We start from the raw sequence: 11,930 nt of genomic DNA, 5'->3' as shown, positions 1-11,930 counted from the left end.
GGAGTTCCGTATGATTGCGGAACCCGGCATCAGAGAGGCGGAACCAGCCGAACGGGCCGACGGGACGGCTCCCGAGGCGCCAGGACGGCAGCTTGTCGCCGCGCCGCCGCTGGCGCCGGAACTGCCGGCCGCCAATCGCGAAGGCCTGCCCTTCCTGACGCTCGTCGCCATCGTCGTGCTGGCGGGCCTGTCGCATCTGACCGGAGCGCCGATCTTCATCACCATCGGCCTTTGGGCGACAGCCATCGCCGGGCTCGCCATGCATCTGCGCAACAGGCGCACCGAGCGCCGCGCGGTGGCCCTTCTCGATGCCACGACCGCCCGCAGCCGCGCCGAGATCGAGACGCTGGCCGACCGCATGTGGGAGATGCAGGAGAGCGAGGAGCGCTTTCGCGGTCTGATCGATGCACTCGGCGATCTCGTCGTCCATCGTGACCGCGACGGCCACATTGTCTACGCCAATAAGGTTTTCGCCGACCTTGTCGAAACCGACCAGCGCGACCTTGCCGGCAAGACCCTGGCCGAACTAGGCATCGATGTCGGCATCGTCCCCGACGCCGCCTTTTCCGACCATGAATGCCTGAGTTCCACCGATGTCGCCATTCGCACGCCGGACGGCCCACGCTGGTTCTCTTGGATCGAGCTGTCGGTGCGCGACAAGGACAGCGGCGCCGTTTCGCATCGCGCCATCGCCCGTGACATCACTGCCCGCAAACGCGCCGAATCCTCGCTGATCACCGCCCGCGAGCGAGCCGAACATGCGAGCCAGGCCAAATCGCGCTTCCTCGCCACCGTCAGCCACGAGATCCGCACGCCGATGAACGGCATCATGGGCATGGCCCGGCTTCTCGCCGACACCAGCCTTTCGGCCGAGCAGCGGACCTATGTCGGCGCCATCTCGACCTCGGCCAGCGCGCTGCTGGCGCTGATCGAGGACCTGCTCGACTATTCCAAGATCGAGGCCGGCCGCTTCGATCCCGAACCGCAGCCGATGTCGGTGCGCGAGATCGCCGACAATGTCATCGAGCTTTTGGCGGCGCGGGCTTTTGCCAAGGATATCGGCCTCGGCTGTCATGTCGAACCCGACGTGCCGCAGCTGATCACCGCCGACCCCGGCAGGGTCAGGCAGGTGCTGCTGAACCTCATCGGCAACGCCGTCAAGTTCACCGACAGCGGCGGCGTCCTGGCGAGCATCGCCCGCGTCCGCACCGAAACCACCAACCGCATCCGCTTCACTATCACCGACACCGGCCCCGGTCTGCGCGAGGAGGACATGGAGCGCATCTTCGAGGACTTCGAACAGGCTGACGGCACCTCGACCCGTGCGCATGGCGGTGCCGGGCTCGGTCTCGCCATTTCCAAGCGCCTGGTGACCGCCATGGGCGGCACCATCTCTGTGTCGAGCCGGCTTGGCCAGGGGTCCGAATTCGTCTTCGATATTCCCGCTATTTCCGCCGTCGAGGCGCCGCAGATCCGCCAGGACCCGCTGTCGGGCCGGCATGCGGTGATCGTGTCGAAGAACCTGGTCGAGGCCGAAGCCATCGCCCGCACCATTCGCGCCAATGGCGGCACGGTCGATCTGGCCACCACCGCCGCCCAGGCCACCCCTTTCGCCGAGGGCTGCGACGTGCTGCTGATCGATGCTGCCATGGAGCAAAGCGACGGCAGGCTGCTCAGGCGCCTGCGCCAGGGCGGATTTGCCGATTGCGAGGCGGTGACGCTGATCGCGCCGACCGACCGCGGCATGCTTGGCGAATTCCGTGCCAACGGTTACGCCACCTTCCTGGCGAGGCCGGTGCGCGGCGAGACATTGCTGCGCGTGCTTTTGACCAGCCATGCGCCGGTCATCGCAGAGCCACAACCGCAAAAGCGCGGCGCGCAGGCTGGGCACGCCATTGGCGGCCGCCAGCAGGGCCTGTCAGTGCTGATCGCCGAGGACAACGACATCAACGCCATGCTGGCTCGCGCCACGCTGCTGAAGGCCGGGCATCGCGTGAAAGTGGTCGGCAACGGCAAAGCCGCGGTCGAGGCGGTCATCAGCACCGGCCACAAGCACCGCTACGACGTGGTGCTGATGGACTTGCACATGCCTGTCATGGACGGTCTGGACGCCATCGCCGCCATCCGCCGCCATGAGGAGGAGACCGCGGTGCCGCCGGTGCCTATCATGGTGCTGTCGGCCGACAGCCAGGAAAAGACCCGCCACGCCGTGCTCGCTCACGGTGCCAGCGGCTTCGTCACCAAGCCGCTCGACCCCGATGCCCTGGTTCATGCGGTCGAGGGCCAAGTGGCCGCCTGAGGCACAACATAGACGGTTGATAGATTACCCAGCCGACGAAGTATTGCCCGCAGAGCCGTATCACGGTACTGTCACAATCCTGTTGCACCTACAACGTATCCCCGTGCCAAGAGGGATGGCTCGAAGGAGAATCACTCGTGCATACAGTCATGCCGGAATGTGATGCTCGGCCGAACGCCAGCGGGCCTTTGCTCGTCGGCCGGAACGCCGATGCCGTCATAAAAGGCGCATCGCTCGGCCGCATCGGCAATCTCGAAGTGCGGCTCGCCCGCAACGAGGCCGAGATCGCTGCCGCGCAGGAAGTGCGCTACCGGGTGTTCTACGACGAGCTTGGTGCCAGGAAGGACCTGTTCCAGATGCAGGACCGCCGCGATGCCGATCGCTTCGATCCCCTCTGCGACCATCTGCTGGTCTTCGACACTTCGCTTTCCGGCCCCGAGCACCGCCGCATCGTCGGCACCTACCGCCTGCTGCGGCAGGAGATTGCCGCGGCCGCCGGCGGCTTCTATTCCGAAGGCGAATTCGAGCTGACCAAGCTGATCGCGCGGCATCCAGGCCAGCGCTTCCTTGAGCTCGGCCGCTCCTGCGTTCTGCCGGAATACCGCTCGAAGCGCACCATCGAGGCGCTGTGGCAAGGCATCTGGGCCTATATCAACCATTACGGCATCGGCGTGATGACCGGCTGCGCGTCGTTCCACGGCACCGTGCCGGCCGCACATGCCGAGGCGCTGACCTATCTTGCCCACCACTGCCGGACGAATTCATCGTGGGACGTGCGTGCCGTCGCCGGGCGCTATTGTTCCATGGATCTGATGCCGATCGAGGCCGTCAATGCCAAGGCAGCGATCGCCGCGATGCCGCCGCTGGTCAAGGGCTATCTGCGCGTCGGCGCGCGCATTGGCGACGGCTGCGTCATCGACCGTGAATTCTCGACGGTCGACGTGTTCGTGGTGATGCCAGTCAAGGAGATCGGCGCCCGCTACGTCAATTATTATGGCGGGGAAGCGCAGCGGTTTGCGGCCTGAGTAGGGCAGTAGGGGAATAGGGGAGTAGGCGGAGAGAAGGCAACGGCCGGAGTAGGCAATTGCTCTACCTTACCTTACGTAGCGTTATTCCCTACTCCCGTATTGCCCTATTCCCCTACTCCCCTAACTTACGCATCCTTCTCAGCCTGCTCGTTGACCGGCCCCGGCTCGACCGGCGCTTCGCTTGCTACATGCTTGGGGCCGCCCTTGGCGACGCCGACCATGGCCGGCCGCAGCACACGCTCGCCGATCGAATAGCCGGGCTGCACGACCTGCACGACCGTGTTGGCCGGTACGTCGGGATTGGGCACCTCGAACATCGCCTGGTGGAAATTCGGATCGAATTTCTCGCCCTCGGGTTCGAGCTTCTTCACGCCGTGACGTTCCAGCGCCGACAGCATGGCGCGCTCGGTGATCTCGACGCCGTCGATCAGCGCTTTGAACCCGGCATCGCCGGACGCCTTGGCCTCCTCCGGGATGGCATCCAGCGCACGGCGCAGATTGTCTGATACCGACAGCATGTCGCGTGCAAAGTTGGCAACCGCGTAGGCGCGCGCATCGTGGACGTCTCGGGCCGTGCGGCGGCGCAAATTCTCCATGTCGGCCGCGACGCGCAACGCGCGATCCTTCAGCTCTTCGTTTTCCTTCAGAAGCCGCACAAGCGCTTCATAGTCGCTGTCGACGCCACCTTCCCTTGGCTCCGCGGCAGCCTCGGTCTTCTCGGCTTCATCGGGCACGCGTTCGTCTTTTGCCTGGTCGCTCATCGCCGTTTCCCGTCATTTTCGAATGGTGTGGATTTGCGCCCGATATCGAGGTTTAGCGGCCAAAAATCAAGGGGCAAGCGATACTGTAGCCGCTGTCGTGGCTTGATGGCCGACGGCGCAAACCTTTCGATTTTAATTCAAACTTTACCGTACCCGACGGCTTTGCTTGCCAGGCTACTACAATGCGGGAACCATTCCTCCCTTGGAAGAGTTTCGAAGCCGACACAGGATTTTGAGATGATGCCCCGCAGGAACGGCGAAAAACGCGACGGGCTCGCTGCCGATATCCGGCGCCAGCTCGGCACTGAGGCGACCAAGCGCTTTCTGCGCACCTTGCCGGCTTTCCGCACGGAGTCCGATATTCCCGACCGTCTGAAGGAATTGCTCGACCGCCTGGACGGCGTGGAAGCCAAGGTGGCCGCAGGCGGGCGCCGTCGGTAGACACCGTCGCCGGCGCCGCGCCCGGCGATTGTGGCCGGCATTCCTTGCCATCGCGCGACATTTACGCGCAGTAACTTTGCGTGATCTCCGCCTTGCGGCAGCGCCCCGCTCCGCCTATGTTTCATGATGAACATGATTTCCCCCGAAGCTGTGGCAAACAGCAAGCGCGCCTGGTTGAAAATCCTGTCGCGCTATAAAAAGCCCGACAGGCGTCGCAGCGCCGTCGAACTCGCCATCACCCTCATCCCCTTCGCCACGCTGTGGGCACTGTCCTCGGCCGCCTATGCCTATGGCCATTGGTGGGGTCTGGTCCTCATCCTGCCGGCAGCCGGCTTTCTGGTGCGGATATTCATGATCCAGCACGATTGCGGCCACGGGTCCTTCTTTGCCAACCGCTATGCCGACGATTGGATCGGCCGCGTGCTTGGCGTGCTGACACTGACGCCCTACGATTGCTGGCGCCGCGCCCACGCAACCCATCACGCCAGCGCCGGCAATCTCGACGAGCGCGGCACCGGCGACATCAAGACACTGACCGTCGCCGAATACCGGCAACTGTCGTGGCGGGGCCGACTCGCCTATCGCCTCTATCGCCATCCGCTGGTGATGTTTGGCCTTGGCCCGATATGGATCTTCATTTTCGAGCAGAGACTGCCGTTGGGCATGATGCGGGGCGGCCTCACCCCCTGGGTGTCGTCGATGTCGACCAATCTCGCTATCGCGGTCATCGCCGCGCTGCTCATCTGGTTCGTTGGCCCTGGCGCGTTCCTTGTCGTGCATTTGCCGATCGTCATCCTCGCCGGATCGGCCGGCATCTGGCTGTTTTATGTCCAGCACCAGTTCGAGGAGACGGAGTGGACAAAGGACTCCGAGTGGGAATTCCAGCACGCAGCCCTGCACGGCTCGTCCTATTACGACCTGCCGCCGGTGCTGAACTGGATTACCGGCAATATCGGCGTCCACCACGTGCACCACCTCTCGGCCAAGGTGCCATGCTACCGGCTTCCGGAAGTGCTGAGGGACTATCCGGAACTGCGTGAGATCGGCCGCGTCACGCTTCTCGACAGCCTGCGCTGCGTCAAGCTGGCGCTGTGGGACGAGAGCCGCAGCAAGCTGGTGTCATTCCGCGAAGCGCGGATGGGCGTGTAGACGCACCGCCGCACCTAAAGCGCGTCGCGCTCGACCGGCCTCATGCGACGCGCTTTAGGTTCTTGTTTATGCATGCCGTTATCGCAAAACCGCTGAACACTTTTGCGCGACATGCATTAGGGGTGCGGCGGGCTCCAAAATTCCAGCTCAAGCCGCCCGGCGTTGGTCGCGCATCAGGATCTCGCCCTGGCGGATCTCGGTGCCCAGCACTTTCAGGCATTCGCGCATGAACGCTGCAAGGCCCGGCCAGCCCTTGGCCGACACAAGATTGCCGTCGACATGGGCGCCGGTCGGCGCAACATCGATATAGATGCCGCCGGCCAGCGTGACTTCCGGCTCGCAATATTGCAGCGCCGCAACCTCGCGGCCGCGCACCACGCCGTCGACCGCGATCAGGATCTGCACGCCGTGGCAGATGGTGAAGATCGGTTTTCCCGTCTCATGGAAATGCCGCACCAGCGCCTGCACGCGCTTGTCGATACGGATATATTCCGGCCCGCGCCCGCCCGCTGCGTAGACGGCGTCGTATTCGGCAGGATTGACCTCGGAAAACGTCTTGTTGAGGATGTAGTCATGGCCGAGCTTTTCCGTATAGGTCTGGTGTCCTTCGAAGTCGTGCAGCGAGGTCTTCAGGACATCGCCGGCCTTCTTGTCCGGACAGACGACGTGGACGGTGTGGCCCACCGCATGCATGGCCTGTTCAAAGACGAAAATCTCGTATTCCTCGCTGAACTCGCCAACGAGCATCAATATCTTCTTGCCAGCCATACCCGGTTCCTCCCTTGTGGCCACATTTATTCGGATCGCGAAATAATGGGCCTATCCTAAGGCGGAGAGGCGCAAAATAAAAGGCTGAATCGGGAATGTGGTCCGACCAGATAGGGCTTCTGGCCCCCTGGAGCGGATCAGCCGGCGCGCACCCGCCGCCAGGAATATTTCGGGCCTTTGGCCTCCGGCTTCACCGCCGGCTGGTAGAACAGCGGCAGTCCGCCGGTGCGGCCTTGCTCGAGCCGCTTCAGCAGCACCGGGTGCGAGATCTCGAATTCGTCGAAGCCGAGGCGCAGCATATGCGGCAGCTGGTCGACCAGCACCTGCCCGGTGGCGCGCATGGCGCCGGTGAAGTGGTAACGGTTGCGCAACAATTCGCCCTTGGAGAACGAGCGGCCGTCATTGAACGCCGGGAAGGCCAGCGCCACCAGCGACAGCTGATCGAGCAGACCTGCGATCTTTTCGAGCTGGTCGCCAGGCTGCAGCAGCACGCCGATGCGTTCCTTCGCCGACCGCCGCACCTCCGGATCGAGGCTGAGAAACGCCTGCAGCGGCAGGATGAAGCGGCCGTTGCCGACCAGCGCCTCGGCGCTTTCGGCATGAACCCACTCGTCCTCGCGGAACCCATTCGGTGTCCACAGCCGCGTGGCGTTTTCGGCTATCAAGTCGCTCATCAAGAAATTCCCAAGTCCAAAGATTCTAAAGTGCAAAACACCTCAGGGTGTGTTGAGATTCAGGTCAGGCCGAGCCGAAAATGGTGGCTTCCGAGAACCGGAGCGGAGCGTACTTTTGGTACGTGAGCACCGGCCTATGCCGGCCGTAGCCTTAACTCCTTCGTCACTATCATGAATGCTTCGGCCGGCGAAGGCCGGAAGCGCAGGAAGCCGCCGTTTGCACGCCGGCATCACCTGAATATCAACATACCCTAAAGCGAGGCGTCGGTCAGCGACCTTTCCAGCCCCGACAAATGAATGCCGCATTCGGTCTTGGCGTGCCCGGCCCAGCGGCCGCTGCGCGCGTCGTCGCCCGGCTGCACCGGCTGCGTGCATGGGAAGCAGCCGATCGACAGATAGCCATAGGCGACCAGCGGGTTTTCACGCAGCGCATGCGCGCGCATGTAGCCGGCCTGGTCTGATGTCGTCCAGTGCGCCAGCGGATTGATGCGGATGCGCGAACCGACCGCCTCGAACACCGGGAGCGCTGCCCGAGTCGCCGCCTGGAAGCGCTTGCGTCCGGTGAACCAGGCGCGGAACGGCTCGACGCCGCGCGCCAGCGGCTCGACCTTGCGCACGTCACAGCAGGCGTCGGTGTCGGTCTCATTCAGATTGCCGGTCGGGTCGATCCTTGCCAGCGCCGCATCGTCGGGCCTGATCACCCGGATATCGGTCAGCCCGAAATCGGCGACCAGCGCGTCACGATAGCCGAGCGTTTCCTCGAAATGCTTGCCGGTGTCGAGAAAGATCACCGGCAGCGTGCGGTCGATCTCGGCGATCATGTGCAGCAGCACCGCCGAATCCGCGCCGAAGGACGAGACGGCGGCGATTTCGCCGTGAAAGAATTCCCGGGCCGATCGCTCGATGATCTCCAGCGGCTTCAGGTGGCCATAGAGCGCGTCGAGGCCCGCCGCTTCCGCGGCGATGCCGGCCTCGACGTCGACGATCCGGTCAAGCGGCCTTGGTTTCGCCAGCATAGAGCGCCTCCTTGAACGGCGCGGGACCGACTCGGCGGTAGGCGTCGATGAATCTTTCGTTTCTGTCCAGTCGAAGCCCGAGATAGGTCTCGACGATCTGCTCGATGGCATCGGTGATCTCTTCCGAACTGAAGCCGCGGCCGATGATCTCGCCGACCGAAGTGTTCTCGTCGGCCGAGCCGCCGAGCGTCACCTGGTAGAGCTCGGCGCCTTTCTTCTCGACGCCGAGGATGCCGATATGGCCGACATGGTGATGGCCGCAGGCATTGATGCAGCCGGAGATCTTCAGCTTCAATTCGCCGATCTCGCGCTGGCGCTCCAGCGAGGCGAAGCGCCGCGAGATTTCCTGCGCCACGGGAATCGAGCGCGCCGTCGCCAGCGCGCAATAATCGAGGCCGGGACAGGAGATGATGTCGCTGATCAGGTTGGAATTGGCCGTCGCCAGCCCGATATCGACAAGCGCGTCGTAGACCGCCTTGAGGTCGGCACGCGCGACATGCGGCAGGATCAGGTTCTGCTCGTGGCTGACGCGCAGCTCGTCGAAGGAATATTTTTCGGCAATGTCGGCGACCGCTTCCATCTGGCTGTCGGAGGCGTCGCCCGGCGTCTCGCCGATGCCCTTGAGCGAGATGGTCACCGCCGCGTAGTCGGGATGGCGATGGGTGACCACATTCTGGTCCAGCCATTCGGAAAAGCTCTTGGAGTCGAGCCGGGCAAGCTTGACCGCCTCGTCGCCTTCCGGCCGGTCGACAAGCGCCGGCGGCGCGAAATAGGCGTCGATGGCGCGGATGTCGGCTTCCGGCAGCCTCAGCTCGGCGTCCTTCAACTCCTGCCATTCGGCCTCGACCTGGCGGGTGATCTCCTCGACGCCGGTCTCATGGACCAGGATCTTGATGCGCGCCTTGAATTTGTTGTCGCGACGGCCGTAGAGGTTGTAAACGCGCAGGATCGCTGTGCAATAGGACAACAGATCCGCTTCGGGCAGGAAGTCGCGGATCTTCTTGGCGACCATCGGCGTGCGGCCCTGGCCGCCGCCGACATAGACGGCGAAACCGAGCTCGCCGGCAGCGTTCTTCTTCAGGTGCAGGCCGATGTCGTGCGTCTGGATGGCGGCGCGGTCGCGCTCGGCGCCGGTCACCGCGATCTTGAACTTTCGCGGCAGGAACGAGAATTCCGGATGCACCGACGACCATTGTCGCAGGATTTCGGCATAGGGGCGCGGATCGGCAACCTCGTCGGCGGCGGCGCCGGCGAAGTGGTCGGCGGTGACGTTGCGAATGCAGTTGCCGCTGGTCTGGATGGCGTGCATCTCGACGCTTGCCAGATCCGCCAGGATCGCCGGAATGTCCGACAGCGCCGGCCAGTTGAACTGGATGTTCTGGCGCGTCGTGAAATGCCCATAACCCTTGTCGTATTTGCGGGCGATGTGGCCGAGCATGCGCAGCTGCTTGCTGTTGAGCGTGCCGTAGGGCACCGCGATGCGCAGCATATAGGCATGCAGCTGCAGATAGACGCCATTCATCAGCCGAAGCGGCCGGAACTGGTCCTCGGTGATCTCGCCGGCAAGCCGCCGTGCGACCTGGTCGCTGAACTCGGCGACGCGGGCCTTGACGAAATCGTGGTCGAACTCATCGTAACGGTACATATCCAGGTCTTTCCGGGCGCGTCCGCCCGTTATTTTCTTCGTTCGAGCATGATCGGGATCATGCTTGTGTCATCTATGCCGCGCGTGCGGCCTGCGGACGGGCCTGCTTGCCCAGATCGTTGCGGGTGGTCGGGCCGGCGGCACGGATCTTTTCACGCAGCCGGACCGCCTCGACCGTGCCGTTGACCACGGTCACGTCGATCAGATTGACGTCGACCACCTCGTTGTCGGCGGAGGCCTTGGCGCCGATCGCCTCCAGCCGGTCCTCGGCCGCCTTGTCATGGGCGATGTCGGCATGGTCGATGGTCTCGGCCCAGCCGCCATTGGCGTACCAGACGGCTATGCCGTCGGCGAGGCGGTTCGCGGTCAGGACTTTCATTGGTTCACTCCTTGCGCGGCAGCACGGGCCACGCTTTCCTGCCTGTGTGCCGCCAGCGGCTCGGACCGTTCGAAATTGGCGCCGGCGACCGCGTCGCCGATGATGGTCATCACCGGGCCGCTGAGGTCGGCGCGCGCCTCCAGCGACGGCAGGTCGGCCAGCGTGCCATGAAAACGGCGGCGGTTGGCAAGGCTGGCATTCTCGACCACGGCGACGGCGGTATCCGGCGACAGGCCGGCTTCGATCAGCCGGCCGGCGACCTCGGCGGCGACCGAGCGCCCCATATAGACGGCGACCGTCGCGCCGGAAATGGCGAGCTTTGCCCAGTCGGGCAGCGAATTTCCCTTGAGGTCGTGGCCAGTGGTGAACACCATCGACGACGACACGCCGCGCAGCGTCAGCGGCAGTTCGAAATCGGCGGCGGCGGCGAAGGCCGCGGTGACGCCCGGAACCACTTCGTAGGCGACGCCGGCATCGCGAAGTGCCGCCATCTCCTCGCCGGCCCGTCCGAACACCAGCGGGTCGCCGGACTTCAGCCGCACGACGCGCTTGCCGGCGTGGCCAAGCTCGACCAGCAGCGTATTGATCTCGGCCTGGCTCTTGGAATGGCAGCCCTTGCGCTTGCCGACCGGCAGGCGCTCGGCATCGCGGCGGCCCATGGCGACGATCGCCTCCGGCACCAGCGCGTCATGGACGATCACGTCGGCTTCCATCAGCAGGCGATGGGCGCGCAGCGTCAAAAGGTCCTCGGCGCCGGGACCGGCGCCTACAAGCGCGATATGGCCCGATGCCGGTTCGTTCGAAAGCAGCAGGCCGACGGCGGCATCATGCGCCTGCGAAAGCTCGCCGGCCTCCACGGCACGGGCCGGCGCGCCGCCAAAGAAATCGCTCCAGAAGCGGCGGCGGGCATTGCCTTTCGGCAGCAGTTTTTCGGCGGCGCCGCGAAACGATGCGGCAAGGGCTGCGAGCGGCCCGAGCGAGGGCGACAGCATGCGGTCGATGCGGCTGCGCAGCATCTGCGCCAGCACCGGGCCGGCGCCTTCGGTGCCGATGGCGATGGCGACCGGCGCGCGGTTGACCAGCGCCGGCGTGAAGAAATCGCAAAGGTCCGGCCGGTCGACGGCATTGACCGGAATGCCCAGCCGGCGCGCATCCCCGGCAACGCGGCGGTCGAGCGCCTCATTGCCGCTGGCGGCAAACACCATCACCGCACCGGCGAGATGTGCTGCATCGTAGGCGTCGGCAATGTAGGTGGCCCCCGTCTCGGCGATAAAGGCCAGCAGATCGGCGCTTGCGGCATCGCTTACGATGCGCAGCACAGCGCTCGACTGAGCGAGCAGCCGCGCCTTGGCCAGCGCCTCCTCGCCGCTGCCGACGATGGCTACGGCTTCGCCCTCGACCCGCATGAAGACGGGAAAGGCATTGAGCTTGGGCGTGGCTTGCGGCATGACGAGCGGAATCCTTGGAACCGTTTGCCAGTTCTACGCGGGGGCGCGAAAAACCAGAAGGCACCCACTCGCGCATCGCTTCGTAGCAGGCAATCTCTTTTCTGCAAGCATGAAGGCCAAGAGAAAAATATTCCACATTCAAATGCGGAGGGGATTGAAGCTGCTGTTGCGGCCCTTGATCCGCTGCCTTTGTAGCGGCTGGCAGAGCCGGCCACAAAACAGATTTTTCTAAATTCTACCAATTTAGTAGATTAAAGCCGCCGGATGCCAACCGAGTCATCAAAGGCAGCCCGGCGCTCTCGCCGGCCCTTGTCGGAATACC

Annotated in this window: 11 protein-coding genes; 4 read left to right on the top strand and 7 right to left on the bottom strand. The window is 64.3% G+C overall.

The window, feature by feature from the left end; translation table 11 throughout:
• Positions 1–10: 10 nt before the first annotated feature.
• Both NKH13_RS03235 and olsB read left to right on the top strand, forming a co-directional pair.
• Positions 11–2,299, top strand: a complete 2,289-nt coding sequence (locus NKH13_RS03235) for a hybrid sensor histidine kinase/response regulator (RefSeq protein ID WP_352910603.1) — start codon at positions 11–13, stop codon at positions 2,297–2,299.
• A 149-nt stretch (positions 2,300–2,448) separates the two neighbouring features.
• On the top strand, positions 2,449–3,324 hold the full coding sequence (gene olsB, locus NKH13_RS03230) for a l-ornithine N(alpha)-acyltransferase (RefSeq protein ID WP_292664606.1): 876 nt from the start codon (positions 2,449–2,451) through the stop codon (positions 3,322–3,324).
• A gap of 128 nt (positions 3,325–3,452) precedes the next feature.
• Here the strand turns inward: olsB and grpE are convergent, their stop codons facing one another.
• A complete protein-coding gene (gene grpE, locus NKH13_RS03225; protein ID WP_352910601.1) occupies positions 3,453–4,088 on the bottom strand; it encodes a nucleotide exchange factor GrpE in 636 nt (211 codons plus the stop codon).
• 237 nt (positions 4,089–4,325) lie between these two features.
• Here grpE and NKH13_RS03220 point away from each other — a divergent pair, with 237 nt between their 5' ends.
• Together NKH13_RS03220 and NKH13_RS03215 are read left to right on the top strand one after the other, a co-directional pair.
• Positions 4,326–4,529, top strand: a complete 204-nt coding sequence (locus NKH13_RS03220; RefSeq protein ID WP_352910599.1) for a hypothetical protein — start codon at positions 4,326–4,328, stop codon at positions 4,527–4,529.
• A 126-nt stretch (positions 4,530–4,655) separates the two neighbouring features.
• On the top strand, positions 4,656–5,678 hold the full coding sequence (locus NKH13_RS03215; RefSeq protein ID WP_352713863.1) for a fatty acid desaturase: 1,023 nt from the start codon (positions 4,656–4,658) through the stop codon (positions 5,676–5,678).
• Between the two features lie 147 nt (positions 5,679–5,825).
• Here the strand turns inward: NKH13_RS03215 and NKH13_RS03210 are convergent, their stop codons facing one another.
• The 6 genes from NKH13_RS03210 to cysG form a co-directional block, all read right to left on the bottom strand.
• Positions 5,826–6,446, bottom strand: a complete 621-nt coding sequence (locus NKH13_RS03210; protein ID WP_352713867.1) for a DJ-1/PfpI family protein — start codon at positions 6,444–6,446, stop codon at positions 5,826–5,828.
• A gap of 137 nt (positions 6,447–6,583) precedes the next feature.
• Entirely contained in the window at positions 6,584–7,120 is a 537-nt protein-coding gene (locus NKH13_RS03205; RefSeq protein ID WP_352910597.1) for a DUF934 domain-containing protein, read from the bottom strand.
• Between the two features lie 251 nt (positions 7,121–7,371).
• Positions 7,372–8,136, bottom strand: coding sequence for a phosphoadenylyl-sulfate reductase (locus tag NKH13_RS03200; RefSeq protein WP_292664601.1), 765 nt, complete (start codon positions 8,134–8,136; stop codon positions 7,372–7,374).
• Entirely contained in the window at positions 8,111–9,781 is a 1,671-nt protein-coding gene (locus tag NKH13_RS03195) for a nitrite/sulfite reductase (protein ID WP_292664600.1), read from the bottom strand. Before NKH13_RS03195 ends, NKH13_RS03200 begins: the two co-directional genes overlap by 26 nt.
• 73 nt (positions 9,782–9,854) lie before the next feature.
• On the bottom strand, positions 9,855–10,160 hold the full coding sequence (locus NKH13_RS03190) for a DUF2849 domain-containing protein (RefSeq protein ID WP_352910594.1): 306 nt from the start codon (positions 10,158–10,160) through the stop codon (positions 9,855–9,857).
• Positions 10,157–11,608 (bottom strand): siroheme synthase CysG, encoded by a 1,452-nt coding sequence (gene cysG / locus NKH13_RS03185; protein ID WP_352910592.1) that lies wholly within the window; start codon positions 11,606–11,608, stop codon positions 10,157–10,159. Before cysG ends, NKH13_RS03190 begins: the two co-directional genes overlap by 4 nt.
• Positions 11,609–11,930 lie beyond the last annotated feature (322 nt).

This window comes from Mesorhizobium sp. M1348 (genome assembly GCF_040317925.1).
In the GTDB taxonomy this organism is placed as follows: domain Bacteria; phylum Pseudomonadota; class Alphaproteobacteria; order Rhizobiales; family Rhizobiaceae; genus Mesorhizobium.
Note: the sequence above shows the minus strand (reverse complement) of the source record. Positions and strands in the feature narration are given on the sequence as shown.